Here is a 19,388-nt window from a genome sequence, read left to right as displayed (position 1 = left end):
CGTGGTCATCACGGCACCTTCCCCGCTGACACTCGTCAGCGCGTCAGGCCGGAAACACCGTTAAATCCACAGTCCCGTCTGACCTGCGTTCTTGTCGTTCGAGGGCTCTATCAGTTCGAATCGGCGACACATCCGGCGCCTAGCCCAAGTGACGTCTTCATGTCTCCACTGTGAACGAAGGAAGCACCATTTCGCGCCCGCCCGAGGTTCGCCCGTCCCAGGACGGGCGGGGGAGGGTGCGCGGCGTTCGCGTCGACCAAAGCCGCCCGTCCTTTAACATGCCGATGTCGATCCGATGGATTGCCGCGATCCTTGACAGGCCTGATGATGGCGGGCTCCAGTAGAGGCGCGACCTGCGAACCGGTGACCATGCAGTCGATTTCTTGCGTGCCGAGCACGGGGTACTTGAACGCTGACTGGCCTACGCACGGGATGTCAGCTGCGCAGTCCCGAGGACCGGTCCTGCGATCTCGAGCTGGCGGTCGGCCAGGCGGGGTTGGCGCGAGCAGTCGTCCTGAACTGCCTTGAGGCGGAGACGATGTGTCCGTTGACCGGCTCGCCGTCAGACCGCTCGGTGGACGGGGTCCAGGAATTCGCCTTCATGGGGGGAGACCGCGCGTCGAGAAGTGACCACCGCCCGGTCCGCTACTGCAACGACCGCATGCACGCTGCGCTGCACCCTCAGTCCTCTTTCACGCACCCTGCGTCCTGAGCCTCCACGCATCTTGTAGGTGTCCAAGGCCCTCCCGCCCGTCCTGAACCCATTTCGACATACACCTCTTGCAGAACGAGGGGGGTTCAGTGGGCCGGCGGGCTGTAGACGCCGTGATTGGTCGACCTACGGAACCACCTAGACACCTGCATGCCAGGGAGGTGATTCACCGACACCTGTCTCGATGCGGATGATGCGGCGGCCAGGCGTCGTGATGAACTGCTCGAGAGCCTGGTCGCCACGTGGGGCGTCGCGACCCATCTGATGAGTGTTCAAGCGCCATCGAGACCGTCATGACCAGACGATCCCGGACGTCGCCCGGCGCCTACCTCCGACGATACATGAGGTGCGAGGTACATGGTGAGCGGCAACCAGACTGCCGGAATGGCGCGGCGGCGGACGGGCGGGAAGGCGATCTGCTAGATGCGGACGATGGCGCTGGGGGAGCGATCGCGGGTCGATCGCGCCGCTTAGCGAGTAGCGAGCGGAGCGGTTCGGCGATAAGGGGTGACGCCTGAGCAGCTGCTCGCCCGACGTCGCCCGCGTCATCTCCAACAAGGTCAAGACCGCTGAGGCCGGGCGGCGGCGCAGTTTGGACGGCCAACCGCTTCATGCAGCTTGTGTCGCGCTGTCGGCGCACTAGAACGCGGTGCTTGCAGACCGCATGACCCGCACCTTCGGGATCGAGAGGGAGCAGCGAGACAGCAATGGCTTACGAATTCGCTGTTGCCGGCAAGGTCCAGCTCAAGGCACTGCGCGAATGGATCGTCTCCCTCGTGGAGGGCTCCGTTTGCAGTGAACAACGCGGGCATGGCGGCGGCGCGTAGGCCGTCGCCGTGACGGCGCAGCGCGCTCGGGGCGGCGATCACCCACTCGCCTTCGGACACGCCGGGTGATGCACCAAGTCGTGGGGGTGGGGCTCATCACACAGGCGCCACGAGGCTGGGGTCGCCCACTATCCCGCGTGCGGCACCCTCGGCCAGGGCATCGGACTCCGGCCGGTGTCGACGTACGCGAAGTCCCCGTCGGTTTCGCCGGAGTGGCGCAACCGCAGCTGCTGGTCGCCCAACGGCTGGTAGCGGTGCTCAGCGCCGCGGTTGACGAGGAGGTCGTCGGCGGTGAGCACCAGGGTCACCGGGCCCTCGTCGGTCCAGAACTGGAACATGCCGCGGCCCGACATGATGCTGTGCGCCTCGGTGACGCCGTTCGTGTGCCAGGCGCAGTGGGCGGAGTGTTCCTCACCCGGCGCGGGTGCGGTGGCGTCGAAGACCCCGCGCAGGTGGCGCTCACCCTCCGGCAGGGCCGCGTCGACCAGCTCCGCCTCGCGGGCGCTGTCGCCGTCGATCCAGTGGACCTCTGTGCCGAGGGTGCCGAGCAGGCGCTGGCCGTCGTGCTCGTCGATGCCGATGAACTCCATGGTGACCTTCCTGATGATGGGTGGGGCCGAGCCCGTGGGCCGATGCTCGCGACTCCGTAGGAGTACTCTGCAAGCCGCGCACCAATAATGCAACACTTGCACAAGGGACGGTATGCCTGTGTACGACGTGGATCCCGAGGTGGCAGAGGGGCTCGCCGAGATCTTCGGGGTCGACCCCGGTCTCCCGCTGGCGCGCGGCGACTGGCGCGCACGTCGCGCGGCCACCCACGCCATGTTCGCGGAGATGTGGCGGTTGCGTCCACCGCCTGTCGACGTGGCGACCGAGGACGTCGTGATTGCCGGGGGGTCTGGTCAGCCGATGACCGTCCGTGTGTACCGCAAGCGCGGGCAGGAGGAAGGGGCAGTGCTGCTGTACCTACACGGCGGGGGGATGATCATGGGCGACCTGGAGACGCACGACGGCGTGTGCCGGACCTACGCCTCGGACACCGGTCTCGCGGTGGTGGCGGTCGACTACCGACGTGCCCCCGAGCACCCGTTCCCGGCTCCGGTGGACGACTGTGTCGCGGCACTGGGCTGGATCGCCACCGGCGGCGTCCGTCTCGGCCTCGACCCGGCCCGCGTCGTCATCGGAGGGGAGAGCGCTGGCGGAGGGCTTGCGGCCGCCGTCGCGTTGCGCGCCGGGGACGAGGGCGGTCCTCGACCGGTGGGTCAGCTGCTCCTGTACCCCATGCTCGACGACCGGACCTACGTCAAGGACGAGGCCCTCGAGCGGGTGGCGGTGTGGAGCTACGAGGATCACGTCACCGCCTGGTCGTGCTACCTGGGCGCCGGAGTGGCAAGCCGCCGCGCCGCCGCGCCGCTCCGGGCCGACGACCTCAGGGGCCTGCCCCCGACCTACCTCGAGTGCGGGGAGCTCGATGTCTTCAGGCAGGAGAACGTGGCGTTCGCCCTGCGCCTCCTCCAGGCCGGCGTGCGCCTGGAGATGCACCTGCATCCCGGCGCGCCCCACGCGTTCGAGCTGTTCGCCCCGCGGGCGGCGGTCTCACGGCGGGCGATGGTCGACAGGCGCCGGGCGCTCCACGCCTTCGTCGGGATCGGCCCGTGACGGGCCGAAGTCCGATCGGACGTCGAACTTATTTCTGTGACGAGCGGCACAGAGGGCGAAACTGTGTATATAGTGCAGTGCCATTGCAAATGATGAAGTTGTCGCCCTCCTATCGACTGGGCGATGCCTCGGGTCACTCGCCCCCAGATGCCGGGGCCAACCAAAGGAAGTTCTGTGAGAAGTCGTTCAAGGCGCACCCTGCGCGCGAAGATCATCGTGGTACCCACGGTCGCCCTGTTCCTGCTCGCCGCGGCCTGCAGCAGCGGGTCTTCGGGAGACAGTTCCTCCGGGGCCGACGCAGTGGCGGACGGCTCCGCCGACAAGCCGGAGTGCTCGGACGACGCCAGCATCGCCGGCCCGGCACTGGAGCCCGACGGCATCGTCGGCCAGGGCCCCAACGGCGAGGCTGCGGCCTCGCCCGACGACATCGCCATCTCCGCGGCGGACGGAGAAGAGATCAAGGCGGGCAACTTCGAGGTGGCGCTCGTGTTCCAGTTCGCCGGTGACTGGCCCAACGGCCAGACTCGCGGCCTCACGGACGAGTTCGGCAAGTACGGCGTCAAGATCGTCAGCAACACCGAGGCGAACTTCAAGGTCGACAAGCAGATCGCGAACATCCAGAACGCGATCCAGCTGGCCCCCGACGGCATCATCAGCATTCCGGTCGACGACGTGGCCACGGCCCCGGCCTACAAGAAGGTGGCCGCAGCGGGCATCAAGCTCGTCTTCATGGACAACGCTGCCCAGGGCCTCGAGCCCGGCAAGGACTACCAGTCGGTGATCTCTGCCGACAGCCAGGGCAATGGCCAGATCGCCGCCGCCAAGCTCGCCTGCTACATCCCCGAGGGCGGCACGATCGGCATCATCGACTTCGGGATCACCTTCTTCGTGACCAACCAGCGCACCAAGGGCGTCAAGGACTGGTTCGCAGAGAACCGGCCCGACGTGACGATCAAGGAAGCTGCCTTCACCGACCCTAACCAGGCCGGTGACGTGGCGGCGAACTTCCTGACCGCGAACCCGGACGTCCAGGGCGTCTTTGCGGTCTGGGACGGACCCGCGGCGGGTGTCATCGCGGCACTGCGCGCCCAGGGTCGCGACATTCCGGTCACCACGATCGACCTCGGCGACCAGGCAGCCACCGACATCGCCACGGGCGAGTACCTCAAGGGCGTCGGGGCCCAGCGCCCCTACGACCAGGGTGTCGCGGAAGCCGACGCCATGATGCTGTCGCTGATCGGCACGGACGTTCCGGACTGGATCGGCGTCCCGTCGCTGGCCGTCGTGCAGAACGGCCTGCGCCAGGCCTACGACGACGCGTGGAAGAAGCCGCTCCCGGCGACCATCGAGGACGCCTGCGCCAAGGCGGAGCCGGCCTGCGGGTAGTCACCCGCCGGGCGAACGACACCGGCCGGGGCCCTCGCGGGGGCTTCGGCGGTGTCTGTTTGCCCGCCGGTGCGCGGGGTTCCGCGCGCAGGAACTTCCCGACGGACCTCCGTCGAGTCGGGAACAGCACCAGACGATCATCGTGGGAGAAGACGACATGGAGCGCTTGACGGGACGATCGATCCTGGTGACCGGAGCCACGGGTGGGCTCGGAGCCGCCAGCGTGCGGGCCCTCGCCGCGGAGGGAGCGCATGTCGGTGTGGCCGACCTCGGCGAGGCGGCGGTGAGGGCACTCGCCGACGAGGTGGGTGGTACGCCGCTCGTTCTGGACGTGACGTCGCCCGAGGACGTCACCCGCGTGGTGGACGCTTTCGCCCGTGAGCGAACCTCGATCGACGTCCTCGTCAACTTTGCCGGGATCGTCGATCCACGTCGGATGGACGAGATCGAGCCGGAGGCGTGGAGCCGGGTCTTCGACGTGAACGTGCGCGGCACCTGGCTGATGTGCAACGCCTCGATTCCGCACATGCCTCGAGGTGGGTCGATCGTCAACATCGGGTCTCGTGCCGGCCTGGTCGGCGGCACGACCAGTGGCGCCAGCTACGCCGCCTCGAAGGCGGCCGTGATCTGCTTCACCAAGTCGCTGGCGAAGTTCGCGGCCCCCCAGGGGATCCGCGCCAACGTCATCAACCCGGGCTGCATCGAGACGGCCATGCTCGACCACTTCGCTCCCGAGGTCCGCGCCTCGATGCCTGGCCAGGCCGCGCTCGGCAGGCTGGGCTCACCGGCCGAGATCGCCGACAGCGTGATCTTCCTCGCGACAAGCGCTTCCTCCTTTATGACCGGAGCTCAGCTCAACGTCAATGGCGGCAGCCACATGTGACCTTGAGGAGCCTCCACCGGGCCGGCCCTGCCGGACCGGCCATCGACCGAAAACAGGAGACGCCGCCGTGCTGGGATCCGACGTGACACTGCCCCTTCCACTCATCCCCGCCGTGCCGCTCTTCGCGGCCATGGGCGCGCTGTCGACGGTGCTCGTGAACCGCAACGTCAGCGTGTTCCACGACGGGCTCCGACCCATCATGCCCTCGCTGCGCTCCGGCGAGATGACCCGCAAGCAGGTCTCGAAGGTCTCCTTCTCGCTGGCGTTGGCCTTCATCTGGGCCTTTGGTCTGCCGTACTCACTGGGTTTCGTGATCCCCCTGGTCTACCTGGTGTACATCGCCACGGACTGGATCGGCGTCTCGCTGCCGGCGGACCTCGGGCGGCGGTGGTGGCAGGGCCGGACCAACCTCGCCGGGGTGGGCGGCTCGGTGGCGCTCGGCGCTGCCTGGGGCGCTGGCCTCGCGCTCGTGCTCCACTACGTCGCGGTCGGCATGGACAACCTGCCCGTGCCGCTCGCCGAGGGGACCTCGCTGTTCACCCAGCCGGTCGTCCAGGCCTTCTTCCTCTTCCCCGTGCTCACCGTCGCCTACCACTACGGGATGAGGGCCGGCTTCTGGGCATTCGGTCTCAGCACCCTCGCTTGGTTCGGATCGAGCGGCGCCGGACTCGAGCTGCCGTCGATGTGGGCGTTCGGTGCCGGGCTCCTCGTCATGCTCGTGCTCCTCGTGCGCGAGTCGCGGACGGCCGGGGCCGGGGCGGCGCAGGTGCCCACGAGCTGGATGGAGGACGACCGGTCCGATGCCGCCTCCCCCTCCTGGGCGGTCGAGGAGGAGGACGACGAGGACACCGTGTTCCGCGAGAACGTCCGCCGGATCAAGGGCAACCTGCCGTTGATCGTCGTGCTGGCCGCGCTCAACGGTGCCGCGTACAACTGGGGCTTCCTGGCCATGGATCCTTACAGCGCCCACCTCTACGCGATCGGGCTGGCCGTGCCCGCCGCCGCCGTGATGCTCATGTGGGCGTTTGCGTTCATTCCCATGAAGTTCACCACGGCGGTCGTGACCGGCACCATGGCCACCGGCACCTTCCTCGAACCCGTCGTGGCGCTCCTGCTGCCGAGCCCGTGGACGGCCGCGATCGGCGTCGGGGTGCTGCGCGTCGTGGAGGTCTTTGCCCTTCTCGCAGTGATCGGATGGATCGAGCGCTGGCCGAGCATTCGCGAGGTGGCCGACGTCATGCGCACCGCCATCTTCCAGACCATGGAGATCGGGTTCCTCGTGGGAGGAGCACTGGCGGCGGCCGCTTGGGCCGGAGAGTGGGGGGTTGCGGCGGTGGTGGCTGCCTGGTTCCTCAACATCCGGGCCAAGTCGCCGGTGATGCCGATGTCCCTGGGTGCCATCGCGGCACTCGGTGTCGGGGTCGTCGTGAACGTCATGGCGCTCGTGGGCCTGACGCTCTGACCTTGACCGGGCCACAGGTGGACTCATTGACACCCGTGAGCAGTCGCCCGTACGATATGCAACATACGCGTTCATACTGCACATATTGCATCAGAGGAAGGGTGAGCTGATGACCCAAGCGTCCACTGCGGATGTCCTCATCGTGGGGGCCGGCGCGTCGGGAGCGACCGCCGCCAAGCATCTCGCCGAGCAGGGGTTCAGTGTCGTGGTCCTGGACCAGGGCCACTGGACGAGCCCGAGCGACCTGCCCGGGAACCACCCGGAGTACGAGCTGCTGTGGGGCAACCACCTGTGGCACCCGGACCCCAACATGCGATCGCGCCCGGAGGACTACCCGACCAACCTCGACGACTCCGAGCAGCCGGTCTACATGTACAACGGCGCGGGGGGCAGCACCGTCTTCTTCGCGGCCGTCTGGAGCCGTCCGCTTCCGTCGGACTTCCGCGTGCGGACCTTCGACGGGGTGGCCGACGACTGGCCGATAAGCTACGAGGACCTGCAGCCGCACTTCGACGCCACCGACCGCGACATGGGAGTGTCCGGCCTTGCCGGCAACCCGGCCTACCCGCCCGGCGCACCGCCGCCGCTTCCGGCTCACCCGATCCACCTGACCGGCCTGCGGATGGCCGAGGGGCTGAATCGACTCGGGTGGCACTGGTGGCCGGGTTACTCGGCGATCCCGTCCCGCGCCCACGGCCACCAGACGCAGTGCGTCCGCCTGGGTGTGTGCCGCACCGGCTGCGTGGTCGGAGCCAAGGGATCGGCCGACGTCACGCTCCTGCCCGACGCGCTTCGCCACGGTGCGCGCATCGAGACGGGTGCGCGGGTGGCGCGCATCACGCTGGACGAGAACGGGTTGGCGAGCGGCGCGGTCTACTTCCAGGACGGCGAGGAGAAGTTCCAGCCGGCCAAGCTGGTGATGCTGGGGGCGAACGGCATCGGGACGCCGCGGCTGCTGCTCATGTCGGATTCGGCGCGCTTCCCGAACGGCCTGGCCAATACGTCCGACATGGTGGGTCGACGCCTCATGCTCCATCCCTTCGGCTCCGCCGTCGGTCTCTACGAGGACGACCTCGAGGACTGGGTGGGGCCTGCCGGGACGCAGATCGAGTGCATGGAGTTCTACGAGAGCGACCCGTCGCGCGGGTTCGTCCGAGGCAGCAAATGGCACGTCATGGGCACCGGTGGCCCCCTGGAGATGGCTACTCGGTGGCACATCGGCGAAGGGGTCTCGGAGGAGCCCTTCTGGGGAGCGGAGTTCACGGCCAGGATGAAGCAGTCCATCGGGCACTCCATCGACTGGATCGTGCATGCCGAGGACCTGCCGGAGGAACACAACCGGGTCACGCTGGACCCCACCATCGCTGACTCCGACGGGCTCCCCGGCGCCAAGATCACGTACACCACGTCGGAGAACACGCACAAGATCCTCGACTTCGGGCTCAATAGGGCCCTAGAGGCCCACGAGGCGGCCGGCGCCTCGAAGGCGTGGGTCACCTTCCGGAACTTCTCCTCGGGACACAATCTCGGGACGGCGAAGATGGGTGACGACCCCGAGACGTCGGTGGTCGACAAGTGGGGTCGCAGCCACGACGTGCCGAACCTGTACGTCATCGACGGCAGCGTCTTCCCGACGTCGACGGCCACCAATCCGACCTCGACGATCTGTGCGTTGGCGAAGCGGGCCGCGACCCACATCGTGGAGACACGGCGTGAGCAGGAGGTGTCGACAGCATGAGTGCGGTGGAGGTGAGGCTGGAGCCGTTCGGCGGTGTGGTGTTGAGTGCTGCGCAGCGTGAGCGGTTGGCGCTGCTGGCGGACGTGGTGGTCGCTGGTGGTGCGGGGATGCCGTCGGCGAGTGGTGCCGAGGTGCACACGCAGTGGATCGACCGGGTGATCGCGGTGCGCGCTGACCTGGCCGAGGCGGTGTCGCGGGTGCTGGTGCTGGAGGGCGATCCCGATGAGGTCCTGGCGGGTGTGCGGGCGGGGGATCCGGAGCTGTTCTCGGGTTTCGCGTTCGCGGTGGCGGGGGCGTATCTCATCAATCCGCGGGTGCGGCGTGAGCTCGGGTATCCGGGGCCGGCGCCGATGAAGAGCCCTGCGTTGCCGGGTGAGGCCGAGGCCTATCTCGAGGACGGGATCCTGGACGTCGTGATCGCACGGGGACCCATCTACCGACCTACCCCCGATGCCCGATGACGGCGACCGAGGTCGGCCAGGTCCGGGACTGGGGGACCCGCGTGCTGTGTGCGGTGGGCGTGCCCGTGGACGCGGCGGCAGCAGTGACCGAGAGCCTGATCTTCGCCGACCTGCGCGGGGTCAGCACGCACGGGATGCTCCGGCTCCCCACCTACGTGGAACGACTGCGGGCGGGTGGCATCAACGCTCGGGCACGCGTGCGCGTCGTCTCCGACCTCGGGGCCCTCGTCGTGCTCGACGCGGACGCCGGGCCTGGCGCCAGCACGGGGGTCGAGGCCGCCGACCTCGCCATCGAGCGCGCGCGACTGCACGGGATCGGCTGCGTGATCGCTCGCAACGCCAACCACTTCGGCGCGAGTGCCTACTTCACGAACCGCATGGCCGACGCTGGCATGGTGGGACTTGCGGCCTGCAACACCGAGCCGGTCATGTGTGCCCCGTTCGGCGGCACGCCGGTGCTCGGGACGAATCCCATCGCGGTGGCGGTGCCCCTTCCGTACGACCGCCGGCCGCAGCTGGACATGGCGACGACGGTCACGAGCCAGGGACGGCTCATCCTGGCGCTGCACGCCGGGGAGGACATTCCGACCGGATGGGCCGTGGACACCCTCGGCCGCCCCACCACCTCCGCGCAGGCCGGTCTCGCCGGGGCCTTGCTGCCGGTCGGAGGACCGAAGGGCTTCGGCCTCGCGTTCGCCGTCGACGCACTCCTGGCGCTCGGCGGGGCATCCACCAGCACCCACGTGCTCCCCCTGTCCGGGGACCCGTCCCTCGCCCAGGGTCTCGGCCACCTGTTCCTCGCCGTACGGGCCGACGCGACCGGGTCCCTCGACGACTACCGGCGCGACATCGAGGACCTGGTGTCGGCCGTGCACGGGAGCGCCGGCGACCTGGACGTCCCCGCGCCCCTCGTCCCGGGAGAGCCCGAGCTCGGGCGTGAGCAGACGGCCAACGGCCTCATCGAGCTGTCCCCCCACGTCCTGGGCGAGCTGCGCCTGCTCGCGGCAGCCGTGGGCATCCCCTTCCCGATTCCCCCGTCCGGCGCATCAGCGCCGGCCCTACCCGACGCCCGCGCGCAGCAAGGCGGAACCCCGTGACAACGATCGCCTCAGTCCGGACCGACTATCACCTGATCCCGCTGGAGACCGTCCTCAGCGACAGCACCCACGGGAGCATCCCGCACTTCGAGCTGGTGACCGTCAGGGTCACGGACTCCGACGGCGCCGAAGGTGTCGGGTACACCTATGCGGTCAACTCCGGTGCCCGGGCCTTCCACTCCCTCATCGAGCACAATCTGGCCCCGGTCGTCATCGGCCAGGACCCCGACCTGAGTGAGAAGATCTGGCATGACATGTGGTGGGCCGTCCACTACTCCGGCCGCGGCGGCCACGCCACCTCCGCCATCTCGGCCGTCGACATCGCGATCTGGGACCTCCGAGCCAAACGAGCCGGGCTTCCGCTGTGGCGGTTCTTCGGCGGATTCGACCCACAGGTGCCCGTCTACGCCGGCGGCATCGATCTCGACTTCCCCGTGGAACAGCTGCTGGAGCAAGCCGACCGTTTCCAGGACGAGGGATTCCGCGCGATCAAGATGAAGGTCGGGCGCCCGCACCTCCGTGAGGACGTCGAACGAGTCCGCCGGATGCGTGAGCACCTGGGCGACGACTTTCCCCTCATGGTCGACGCCAACATGAAGTGGAGCGCGGACCAGGCGGTCCGGGCGGCCCGCTCCCTCGAGGAGTTCAACCTACTCTGGATCGAGGAGCCCACCATCCCGGACGACGTCGCCGGGCACGTACGCGTCGTACGCGAAGGCGGCACGCCGGTCGCCACCGGCGAGAACATGCACACCCTGTACGAGTTCCACACGCTGATGGCCGCGGGAGGGCTCACCTACCCCGAGCCGGACGTCACCAACTGCGGCGGGATGACGATCTTCCGCAAGATCGGCGCCCTGGCCGAGGCGCACAACCTCCCCCTCACGTCCCATGGTGTGCACGACCTGACCGTGCACCTGCTGGCTGCAGCTCCCAACCGCACCTACATGGAGTCGCACGGCTTCTCCCTCGATGCCTACCTGGCCCATCCGATGATCGTCGCCGACGGCTTCACCACCGCCCCTGAGCGCCCGGGCCACGGGATCGAGCTCGATTGGCAAGCGCTCGAGCAGCATCGCCGATGACCTCCGGCCCCGTTCCGCGACTGGTCCTGTGGGACATCGACGGCACCCTGGTCTCCAACAACGACAGCGACGAAGGTCTCTTCGTCGCTGCCCTGGAGAGCGTTCTCGGGCCCCGGCCCGAGGTCGTCCACCCCTATCGGCACGGAAAGACCGACCTCCAGCAGGTCACCGAGTACGTCCTCGGCAACGGGGGATCGGCCGACGACGTCCCCGAAGGAATGCAGGCGCTCGTCGTCGCCTCGCGGGCGCACTTCTCGGAGCCGGGCGAGAGGATTGCGCTGCCCGGGGTCGCGCGGGTCCTGGCGGAGCTCGCTGCCGCTGGTCACGTCAACGCGCTCCTCACCGGCAACGGGCGTGAGCGGGCCGAGCTCAAGCTGAGGTCCGCCGGGCTCGAGGCGTCGCAGTTCGACCTCGACCGCAGCTTCTTCGGTGGACACACGCCGTCACGACCGGCACTCGCGACGTCGGCCGCTGCCTGGGCCGCGGAACACGACCTGGTGCCGGTGCTCGTCGGCGACACGGTGGCGGACGCTGATGCGGCCGCTGCTGCCGGCATCACCTTCGTCGGCGTGGCCACCGGTGTCTACAGCGTCGACCAGCTCGAGGAGGCCCAGCACGCCTTGGTGCTGTCCGACCTGGCCGACGCCGAGGATGTGCTGCTGGACCTGCTCGCCGGCGAGTGCCGGTCGTCGGATCAGGACTGAGCGATCCGCTCCGCCTTCTCCGCCAGGCGGGAACCGAACTTCTCGAGGTCGATGACGAATCGCTCGTGCGACCCGGTGCACACCGTGTCGAACTCATCGGTTGCGGTGATCTCGAAACGAATGCGTCGCCGCTCGACCTCGGTGACTGTTGCGGTGCAGGTCACCGTCTGACCCTTGAGGGTGGCCGCCTGGTGGGCGATGTCGATGGTCGTCCCTACACTGTCCTGCTCCGGCGTTAGGTGGGGCGCCAGGGCCTCGATGGCGGCTGCCTCGAGGAGTAGGACGAGGTCGGGCGTGGAGAAGATCTGGTACTCACCCCTCGTGGTGCAGTAGTCGTCGGTGACGAGGCGCTCCAGCGTGCCGGCGGTGCCAACGGTGATGTCTTCGAGCATGTCGTGTCCTTCGTGTGCTGGGGGTCGTGGTCAGAGAACTGCGAGTGGGTTGACCGGCGAACCGGTCCCGCCGGGAACACGCAGGGGTGCCATGACGAACAAGAAGTCCCACCGGCCTTCGGCACTGCACGCCTGGGCGAGGTCCTCGAGATTCATGTTGTCGATCAGGGGCAGGCCCATGGCCGCCAGGGCGAGGGCGTGGATGGGGCTGTCCACCCCGTCCACGGAGCTCGGTCGGGAGTCGCTGTCCCCGTCGCCGCCGAGCAGGGCGGCGTCGCTCGCGTGCAGCCACTCCATCGACTCCGGCGCCAGACCGGCACTGTGGTGGGACGGGTCCCACGCTCCGAGGACCTCGCGGCGCCGGCGGTGACCCGTGCGAACCAGAACGATGTCGCCCGACAGACGTGCGGTTCCCTGTGCTGCCAGTGTCTCCACGAGCTCGTCGGGACCCACGCCGGCTCCCGGCTCGACCCACTCGGCCCCGCGGGCCCGGGGTAGGTCGACGAGGACCCCCCGCCCCACGACGCCGTCGCGCATCTGCTCGACCGTGCCCACGCTGCCACCGGTGCTGTCGACACTGTGGCTCGAGTCGATGCCGTTGTAGAGCCTTCCCCGGAAGCTGCAGTGGCACAGGGCATCGACGTGCGTGACTGACTTCCCGTGGAAGTCCACCCCGATGAAGTCCGTGTTCACGCGGGGCTCGCCGAGCGCCACGTCGCACTGCTGGGTCATGTAGTGCAGGGCAGGGCGGCCATTGTCCGGTCCAGCCAACGTGTCGAGGTCGTGGGACAGGCTCACCGTGCGACCCGACCTGACCACGAGCGCGGCGGCGGCCCGTGCAGCGTCGTCGAGGAGGTTCAGTGTGCCGCGCTGATCGTCCTCGCCCCAGCGTCCCCAGTTGCGGACGCGCTGGAACAGCGCCTCGAAGGTGTCGGCGTCCACCTCAGGGGTTCCATTCCACGTCGAACATGACCAGCTCGGCGTCACCGGTGACGACGACCTCGTCGTCGTTCTTCGTGACCGTCGTGTCGACGAAGACGCGTCGGCGCTCCTCGTTCTTCCCGGTGACCACGCACTCGACCCGGATGCGGTCGCCGATGTGCACCGGACCCTTGAAGCGCATGTTCTGCGCGACGTAGGCACTTCCCACGCCCAGCAGCTGCGCGAGAGTGGCACCGATGTAGCCGCCACACTGCATCCCGTAGGCGATCCGTCCACCGAAGCGGGTCGTCGCCGCGAACTGCTCGTCGAGGTGCAGTGGCCCCCGGTCGCCGATGAGTCCGGCGTACATCACGACGTCGGCGTCGGTGATGGTGCGGGTCCACACCTCCCGGTCGCCGATGTTCACGTCCTGGACCGTCATCTGCTTCACTGCGTGGCCTCCTGGGCCAGCTGTCGTAACGAGACTCCTGATGCCTTGCGGTCCCAGGTCGAGGGTCCTACCCCGGCATCGCGGAGCTTGACCTTCTGGGGTTTGCCGGTGGGGGTACGCGGCAGCACGTCGAGGTAGTTCAGGTAGCGCGGGACCATGAAGTGGGGCAGTTCGGCGGCCAGGTGGGCAAGGAGAGACTGGGGGTCGGGCTCCGCCTCCGCGACAAGGACGACGCAGAGCAACACGTCGTCGTCGCCCTCGAACTCCGAGGGGACACCGACGGCCGCGCACTCCAGCACTGCTGCGTGCGTGAGCGCCGCCGCCTCGATCTCGAAGGAGGAGATGTTCTCCGCCCGCCGGCGGATGCGCTCCTTGACCCGGTCGACGAAGTACACGTAGCCGTCCTCAGCGACGTAGCCGATGTCCCCGGTGTGGAACCAGAGGTTGCGCCAGGTCTCGACGGTGACGTCGGGCATGTGGAGGTAGCCCTGCATCATCGTGAACGGGTTGCGTGGACGCAGCACCATCTCACCCGGCCGGCCCACGCCCTGCTCCTCGTCGGTGTCAGGGTCGACGATGCGGAGCTCGAAGTGCTCCTCGCGCAGGCGGCCGCACGATCCCACCCTCAGCGGTTCGTCGAAGGGCTGCCAGATCGGGATGGTGACCTCGGTCATCCCCCAGGTCTCGATGCCCCGGATGCCGAACCGTGCCTGGAAGTCGAGCGCGATGTGGGCGGGGAAGGGCGACGCCATGATACGCGTCATCGGGTTGTCGGCGTCGTCGGCAGCGGGAGGCAGCTGGTGGACCATCTCGACCAGGGGCCCGTGAAGCAGCGCGACGGTGCACCCGTGCTCGCGCACCCGTGGCAGGAACGCCTCGACCGAGAACCGGGTGTCCAGCACCACGCGCCCTCCGGCCATCATCGAGCCCATGATGCCGATGAACTTGCCGGCGACGTGGAAGAGCGGGATGAAGCAGTAGAAGGCGTCGTCAGCGGTGAGGCGGGCGCCCTCGACGCCCAGCCTCGAGAAGAGGCGGACCTGGCCGTGCGGCATCCGGACCCCCTTCGCCGGGCCGGTCGTGCCCGACGTGTAGACGACGGACGCGATGTCCTGCGGGCCGACCGTGCGGTCGGGCGCAACCGCGTCGTCCCCGAGCACGTCGTCGAAGTCGAGGACGGTGCAACCGGGCACCACCAGGGGTGCTGTCGCGCCCGGTTCGCGGTAGACGATGACCTTCTCGAGGTGGGTGAGGGCCTCGCGCACCTCGAGGATCCGGGGCAGGTGCGCCTCCTCGACGTACATCACCCGCGCTTGCGAGTTCTGCAGGACGTGCTCGAGGGACCGGCCCCGGTAGCCGGTGTTGACCGCGACCTCGACCGCAGCCGCGAGCGACGTGGCCAGCCAGGTGCAGATGGAGCTGGGGGTGTTGTCGGCCATGATCACGACGCATTCACCCGGCTTGATGCCGAGCTCGGTCATGCCGTTGGCCACCGCGCATGCCCGCGCGTAGGCCTCGGCGTACGTCACCACGACTCCGTCCACGGTGCGGAAGAATTCGCGGTCTCCGTCGCGGGCGGCCCGCTCCCTGAGCAGTTGCGGGAGCAGGGCGTCGAGAAGTGCCTCCATGGGCGAGTCTCCTGTGGTCAGCGGCTGATGGCGGACATGTCCGAGTACCGGTCGCCCTGGACGGCGTCGCGCGGGACGAGCTCCTCGAGCCGGGCGAGGTGCGCGGCGGAGAGCACCAGGTCGGCCGCCTCGGCGTTGGCCTCCAGGTTGTGCCGCTTCCTCGTGCCCGGGATGGGGACGATGTCGTCCCCCTGCGCCAGGACCCACGCCAGGGCAAGCTGGGCCAGGGTGCAGTCGAGCTCGGCCGCCACCTCCTGGCACGCGGTGACGAGAGCGAGGTTGTGGTCGAACGCGGCTCCCTGGAACCGGGGCGAGGTGCGTCGCCAGTCGTCGGCCGGGAGCTCGGTCGCGGAGGCGATGGCCCCGGTCAGCAACCCGCGTCCGAGGGGGCTGTACGCCACGAAGCCGATGCCGAGCTCGCGACAGACGCCGAGCACGTCGGTCTCCACGTCCCGGCTCTGGAGCGAGTACTCGCTCTGGACGGCTGCGACGGCGTGGACAGCGTGCGCGCGACGCAGCGTGTCCGGACCTGCCTCGGAGAGACCGATGTGACGGACCTTTCCGGCCGCCACCAGCTCCGCCATCGCGCCCACCGTCTCCTCGATCGGAACGGCCGGGTCGACGCGGTGCTGCCAGTAGATGTCGATGTGGTCGGTGCCGAGACGTTGCAACGACAGGTCGCACGACTGACGCACGTAGTCGGGTCGGCCGCAGACGCCGAGATTCTCGCCGCGGGAGTCGCGCACGAACCCGAACTTGGTCGAGAGCACGACGCGGTCCCGAACCGCCGCGAGGCCGTGACCCACCAGCGATTCGTTGGCGAAGGGCCCGTAGACATCGGCGGTGTCGAACAGGGTGATGCCCAGCTCGACGGCGCGAAGCAGCGTTGCCCGGGACTCGACGTCGTCGAACGTGCTCCCGTAGGTGCCGGACATGGACATGCACCCGAGGCCAACAGCGGAAACCTCGAGGTCGGGGCCGAGTCGTCGCATCTGCATGGCGCCGGTCAGCTCCCGTCCGCAGGGAAGGCTCGTTCGACCTCGCGGACCTTCATCGAGTCGATGAAGGTCTTCGGCCGGTCGCCGAGCACCCGAGTGCGTTCCTCGGTCTCCCGGTACCGCGCCTCCTGCTCCTCCGCGGTCCCTTCACCGATGAGTTCACGGACCCAGGTGAAGGTCGAGCCCTCGCGGTCGAACCAGGCGGCCCGCACGGGCAGGCCGTACTTCTCGTGAAGGGGCACCACCGCGCCGTGGAACAGCTCGAGCCACTCGTCCATGCCGCCCGGCTTGATCTGGTAGGTCCGCAACTGGAAAACCACGTCATATCCTCCGATGGGATCCGGTTCGAAGCGGATCGTCGTGCGGGAAACCTGTCTTCAAGGGTGCTGCAACATGTGCAAGCGTGTTGCGCATAACGCATTACGCAGACTAGTGTGGTCTACGACGGCCGTCAAGGCACCCGCCGTCACACCACCCCGGCAGGCACCACCTGCCGCGCGCAGATGAGGATGGCGGATGGCATCGTGAACACCGTCGCTGCCGCTCCAGGCCTGGTGACTGTGGGCGAGACGATGGCCGTCTTCATCCGGGAGCCCGGTCAGTCCCTCGATCGATACCGGCTCACCGCCGCGGGAGCCGAGAGCAATGTGGCCATCGGGGCGGCCCAGCTCGGCGTGCCCGCTCGCTGGCTCTCCTGCCTGGGCGACGACGATCTCGGGCACTTCGTCCACGATTTCGTCGAGCGCCATGGTCCTACGACCACGGTCGAGTGGGACGACGTGCTGCCCACCGGCTCCTGTGTGAAGGAGGTCAAGCCCCACCAGTCCCGGATGCGTTACTACCGCAGCACCAGCGCGGCCCGCCGGTTGGACCGCCTCGACCTCGCATCGTTGCGCGGCGTGGCGCACCTGCATCTCACGGGAATCACGCCCGCACTCTCGTCCGAGAACGCGGAGCTCGTGGACGGACTGCTCCGTGACAGGGGGGATGTCGGCAGCACCAGCTTCGACATCAACTATCGCGCTCAGCTCTGGCCCGACGCGGAGGCTGCTGCGCGTGCCCTGCTTCCGCTCGCGCGCCTCGCGGACGTGGTCCTCGTCGGGGACGACGAGGCGCGGTGCCTGCTGGGGACCGACGAGCCCGAGGAGATCGCCGCGGCACTGCTCCGACGTCCCGACCAGGAGCTGGTGCTCAAGCGTGGCGGCGGCGCCGCCAGCCTCCTGGTGCGAGGCCGGGACGCGATCACCGAACCCGCCCTCGAGGTCGAGGTGGTCGACCTGACCGGCGCCGGGGATGCGTTCGCCGCGGGCTTCCTTGTGGGACGATTGTGGGGCTGGTCGGCGCGCGGTCGCCTCCGCCTGGGCCACCGGCTGGCCTCACGGGTCGTGGGAGTCGCAGGCGATGTCGCATCCGGCCTCACGCGTGCGGATGTTGCTGAGGTGGCACACGAGACTGGGGAGATAGTTCCGAAGATGATGGGAGCACTACAACGATGAGTCAGACCTTGGATCGTGCGCTTCAGATCCTCGAGTACGTTGGCGACAAGCCTCGACGCATCGGAGAGATCGCAGAGTTTCTCGGCGTCCATCACTCGACGGCACTGCGCTTTCTCCACACCCTGCGCAAGCACGGGTTCGTGCAGGAGCTGCCGGGCCACAGCTACCGCCTGGGTTCGGCCATGTTCCGCCTGGGCTTCCAGTCACTGGAGGGCATCGAGCTCCGCTCGCTCGCCAGGCCGGCGATGGAGCGTCTCAACCTCCTGACCGGGGAGACCGTCCACCTCGGTTCGTTGGAGGACGGCACCGTGCTGTACATCGAGAAGGTGGAGGCCAGCCACCCGATCCGGATGCATTCCCGGATCGGAGCAGTCGCCCGCCTCCACTGCACTGGCGTGGCCAAGGGCATCGTGGCGTTCCTGCCCCTGACGGAGCGGGACCGCCTGCTCGCCGGCTACGACATGGTGCGGAGGACCGAGCACACCCTCGTCGAGCGGGAGGCTCTGGAAGCCGACTTCGCGGCGAGCCGGGAACGGGGCTACGCGTTGGACGACGAGGAGAACGAGCCGGGAATCCACTGTGTGTCGGCGCCGGTCCACTCGGGGGAGGGCGTGGTCATCGCGGCACTGAGCATCTCTGCGCCCGTGATCCGCGTGGACCGCGACACTCTGCTGAGCTACGCACCGGCGCTGATCGAGGCTGCTCACGAGACCTCGCGCCAGCTGGGCTGGCGCGGGTGATCGACCTGCGCACGATCGCCATCCTGCGCGACTTCGGTCCGGAACGGTCCCGCACGTACGCAGAGAGGTGCTGGGCTGCGGGGATGGATCTGGTGGAGGTCCCGGTCCAGGGCGAGGCCGGGTGGTCCTCGTTGGAGGCCGTTGCCGATGCCGCTGCCGGACGGGCCTTCGGAGCGGGGACGGTCCTGAGCACGGACGACGCGAAGCATGCGATCGACTTGGGGGCCAGTGTCCTCATCAGTCCGGGAACCGATCCGATCATCCTGGAACTTGCCGCATCACGGGGCGTGGTCGCGCTGCCCGGCGTGATGACCCCCTCCGACGTGAGCGTCGCCGTGCAGCACGGCGTCGGCGCGGTCAAGCTGTTCCCTGCGTCCGTCGTCGGCCCCGCTTGGATCTCGGCGCTCTCGGGGCCGTTCCCGGGAGTCGGGGTGGTCGCCGTCGGCGGCATCGGCATCGGCAACGCCGCGGACTACCTCCGAGCCGGCGCAGTGGGCGTCGGCTTCGGCGGCTCGGTCGTCGAGCTCCTGGAGACCGAGGATCCCGCCGATGTGGTGGCCGGGCTCCACGGTCTCATCCGCCCGCCCCGCTGACCGCCCGACTTCGATACTCAACGGCTGGCTGTCGTGACGTAATCATGTCCTGACTATTGACGACCCGTGAGCACGGGACATAATATCTGCGATATGCGCTTATACATTGCATATATTGCACAGACGGGCCCCGGGTTCGGACCGGCCTCCATCGA

The 19,388-nt window shown here is 68.6% G+C and carries 19 protein-coding genes; 12 read left to right on the top strand and 7 right to left on the bottom strand.

All coding sequences use genetic code 11. The annotated features are described in order from the left end of the window. Positions 1 to 1,667: 1,667 nt before the first annotated feature. The gene (locus EUA94_RS16985; protein ID WP_129428083.1) at positions 1,668 to 2,129 is read right to left on the bottom strand and encodes a hypothetical protein; all 462 of its coding nucleotides are present in this window, start codon (positions 2,127 to 2,129) and stop codon (positions 1,668 to 1,670) included. 112 nt (positions 2,130 to 2,241) lie between these two features. On the opposite strand from EUA94_RS16985, the gene EUA94_RS16980 reads away from it, so the two are divergent. The 9 genes from EUA94_RS16980 (at position 2,242) to EUA94_RS16940 (ending at position 12,014) form a co-directional block, all read left to right on the top strand. Beyond that, positions 2,242 to 3,198, top strand: a complete 957-nt coding sequence (locus tag EUA94_RS16980; RefSeq protein ID WP_129428082.1) for an alpha/beta hydrolase — start codon at positions 2,242 to 2,244, stop codon at positions 3,196 to 3,198. 174 nt (positions 3,199 to 3,372) lie between these two features. Continuing rightward, on the top strand, positions 3,373 to 4,584 hold the full coding sequence (locus EUA94_RS16975; RefSeq protein WP_207210595.1) for a substrate-binding domain-containing protein: 1,212 nt from the start codon (positions 3,373 to 3,375) through the stop codon (positions 4,582 to 4,584). Positions 4,585 to 4,741: 157 nt separating this feature from the next. Beyond that, the gene (locus tag EUA94_RS16970; protein WP_129428080.1) at positions 4,742 to 5,467 is read left to right on the top strand and encodes an SDR family NAD(P)-dependent oxidoreductase; all 726 of its coding nucleotides are present in this window, start codon (positions 4,742 to 4,744) and stop codon (positions 5,465 to 5,467) included. An 82-nt stretch (positions 5,468 to 5,549) separates the two neighbouring features. After that, positions 5,550 to 6,929 (top strand): YhfT family protein, encoded by a 1,380-nt coding sequence (locus tag EUA94_RS16965; RefSeq protein WP_165356950.1) that lies wholly within the window; start codon positions 5,550 to 5,552, stop codon positions 6,927 to 6,929. Between the two features lie 109 nt (positions 6,930 to 7,038). Next, positions 7,039 to 8,667 carry a GMC family oxidoreductase gene (locus EUA94_RS16960; protein ID WP_129428078.1) on the top strand — a complete coding sequence of 543 codons (1,629 nt, stop codon included), beginning with the start codon at positions 7,039 to 7,041 and terminating at the stop codon, positions 8,665 to 8,667. Beyond that, a complete protein-coding gene (locus tag EUA94_RS16955; RefSeq protein ID WP_129428077.1) occupies positions 8,664 to 9,128 on the top strand; it encodes a hypothetical protein in 465 nt (154 codons plus the stop codon). The genes EUA94_RS16960 and EUA94_RS16955 overlap by 4 nt, the downstream gene beginning before the upstream one ends. Then, positions 9,125 to 10,225: an Ldh family oxidoreductase gene (locus EUA94_RS16950; RefSeq protein ID WP_129428076.1), complete on the top strand. Its 1,101-nt coding sequence runs from the start codon at positions 9,125 to 9,127 to the stop codon at positions 10,223 to 10,225. Before EUA94_RS16955 ends, EUA94_RS16950 begins: the two co-directional genes overlap by 4 nt. Then, complete coding sequence (locus tag EUA94_RS16945) at positions 10,222 to 11,310, top strand: mandelate racemase/muconate lactonizing enzyme family protein (RefSeq protein ID WP_129428075.1); 1,089 nt, start codon at positions 10,222 to 10,224, stop codon at positions 11,308 to 11,310. Before EUA94_RS16950 ends, EUA94_RS16945 begins: the two co-directional genes overlap by 4 nt. After that, positions 11,307 to 12,014, top strand: a complete 708-nt coding sequence (locus EUA94_RS16940; protein WP_129428074.1) for an HAD family hydrolase — start codon at positions 11,307 to 11,309, stop codon at positions 12,012 to 12,014. The genes EUA94_RS16945 and EUA94_RS16940 overlap by 4 nt, the downstream gene beginning before the upstream one ends. Here EUA94_RS16940 and EUA94_RS16935 read toward each other — a convergent pair. The 6 genes from EUA94_RS16935 to EUA94_RS16910 are packed head-to-tail and all read right to left on the bottom strand — an operon-like array spanning position 12,005 to position 16,724. After that, positions 12,005 to 12,406 carry a thioesterase family protein gene (locus EUA94_RS16935; protein WP_129428073.1) on the bottom strand — a complete coding sequence of 134 codons (402 nt, stop codon included), beginning with the start codon at positions 12,404 to 12,406 and terminating at the stop codon, positions 12,005 to 12,007. The genes EUA94_RS16940 and EUA94_RS16935 overlap by 10 nt on opposite strands. Before the next feature lie 30 nt (positions 12,407 to 12,436). Further along, positions 12,437 to 13,348 carry a cyclase family protein gene (locus EUA94_RS16930; protein ID WP_207210594.1) on the bottom strand — a complete coding sequence of 304 codons (912 nt, stop codon included), beginning with the start codon at positions 13,346 to 13,348 and terminating at the stop codon, positions 12,437 to 12,439. A 1-nt stretch (position 13,349) separates the two neighbouring features. Beyond that, a complete protein-coding gene (locus EUA94_RS16925; RefSeq protein WP_242494939.1) occupies positions 13,350 to 13,769 on the bottom strand; it encodes a MaoC family dehydratase in 420 nt (139 codons plus the stop codon). Between the two features lie 5 nt (positions 13,770 to 13,774). Further along, positions 13,775 to 15,406, bottom strand: a complete 1,632-nt coding sequence (locus tag EUA94_RS16920; protein ID WP_129428070.1) for an AMP-binding protein — start codon at positions 15,404 to 15,406, stop codon at positions 13,775 to 13,777. A gap of 17 nt (positions 15,407 to 15,423) precedes the next feature. After that, the gene (locus tag EUA94_RS16915; RefSeq protein WP_340640866.1) at positions 15,424 to 16,398 is read right to left on the bottom strand and encodes an aldo/keto reductase; all 975 of its coding nucleotides are present in this window, start codon (positions 16,396 to 16,398) and stop codon (positions 15,424 to 15,426) included. A gap of 14 nt (positions 16,399 to 16,412) precedes the next feature. After that, positions 16,413 to 16,724, bottom strand: coding sequence for an NIPSNAP family protein (locus EUA94_RS16910; protein WP_129428068.1), 312 nt, complete (start codon positions 16,722 to 16,724; stop codon positions 16,413 to 16,415). Between the two features lie 204 nt (positions 16,725 to 16,928). Between EUA94_RS16910 and EUA94_RS16905 the strand changes: the two genes are divergently transcribed. From EUA94_RS16905 to EUA94_RS16895, 3 genes are read left to right on the top strand one after another with little or no spacing between them, the layout of a single operon-like run. Continuing rightward, a complete protein-coding gene (locus tag EUA94_RS16905) occupies positions 16,929 to 17,900 on the top strand; it encodes a sugar kinase (RefSeq protein ID WP_165356949.1) in 972 nt (323 codons plus the stop codon). Beyond that, positions 17,897 to 18,640 (top strand): IclR family transcriptional regulator, encoded by a 744-nt coding sequence (locus EUA94_RS16900; RefSeq protein WP_129428066.1) that lies wholly within the window; start codon positions 17,897 to 17,899, stop codon positions 18,638 to 18,640. The genes EUA94_RS16905 and EUA94_RS16900 overlap by 4 nt, the downstream gene beginning before the upstream one ends. Next, a complete protein-coding gene (locus EUA94_RS16895; protein WP_129428065.1) occupies positions 18,637 to 19,233 on the top strand; it encodes a bifunctional 4-hydroxy-2-oxoglutarate aldolase/2-dehydro-3-deoxy-phosphogluconate aldolase in 597 nt (198 codons plus the stop codon). The genes EUA94_RS16900 and EUA94_RS16895 overlap by 4 nt, the downstream gene beginning before the upstream one ends. Positions 19,234 to 19,388 lie beyond the last annotated feature (155 nt).

The organism is Nocardioides zhouii (assembly GCF_004137345.1).
GTDB lineage: Bacteria > Actinomycetota > Actinomycetes > Propionibacteriales > Nocardioidaceae > Nocardioides > Nocardioides zhouii.
The sequence above is the reverse complement of the archived record's forward strand: the minus strand, read 5'-3'. Positions and strand labels throughout refer to the sequence as shown.

What these genes read in the sequence shown, in the direction of transcription:
- EUA94_RS16900 (WP_129428066.1), top strand. Translation starts at nt 17,897, where the DNA reads ATGAGTCAGACCTTGGATCGTGCGCTTCAGATCCTCGAGTACGTTGGC.
- EUA94_RS16925 (WP_242494939.1), bottom strand. Translation starts at nt 13,769, where the DNA reads ATGACGGTCCAGGACGTGAACATCGGCGACCGGGAGGTGTGGACCCGC.
- EUA94_RS16955 (WP_129428077.1), top strand. Translation starts at nt 8,664, where the DNA reads ATGAGTGCGGTGGAGGTGAGGCTGGAGCCGTTCGGCGGTGTGGTGTTG.
- EUA94_RS16915 (WP_340640866.1), bottom strand. Translation starts at nt 16,398, where the DNA reads ATGCGACGACTCGGCCCCGACCTCGAGGTTTCCGCTGTTGGCCTCGGG.
- EUA94_RS16950 (WP_129428076.1), top strand. Translation starts at nt 9,125, where the DNA reads ATGACGGCGACCGAGGTCGGCCAGGTCCGGGACTGGGGGACCCGCGTG.
- EUA94_RS16940 (WP_129428074.1), top strand. Translation starts at nt 11,307, where the DNA reads ATGACCTCCGGCCCCGTTCCGCGACTGGTCCTGTGGGACATCGACGGC.
- EUA94_RS16980 (WP_129428082.1), top strand. Translation starts at nt 2,242, where the DNA reads ATGCCTGTGTACGACGTGGATCCCGAGGTGGCAGAGGGGCTCGCCGAG.
- EUA94_RS16970 (WP_129428080.1), top strand. Translation starts at nt 4,742, where the DNA reads ATGGAGCGCTTGACGGGACGATCGATCCTGGTGACCGGAGCCACGGGT.
- EUA94_RS16985 (WP_129428083.1), bottom strand. Translation starts at nt 2,129, where the DNA reads ATGGAGTTCATCGGCATCGACGAGCACGACGGCCAGCGCCTGCTCGGC.
- EUA94_RS16960 (WP_129428078.1), top strand. Translation starts at nt 7,039, where the DNA reads ATGACCCAAGCGTCCACTGCGGATGTCCTCATCGTGGGGGCCGGCGCG.
- EUA94_RS16920 (WP_129428070.1), bottom strand. Translation starts at nt 15,406, where the DNA reads ATGGAGGCACTTCTCGACGCCCTGCTCCCGCAACTGCTCAGGGAGCGG.
- EUA94_RS16935 (WP_129428073.1), bottom strand. Translation starts at nt 12,406, where the DNA reads ATGCTCGAAGACATCACCGTTGGCACCGCCGGCACGCTGGAGCGCCTC.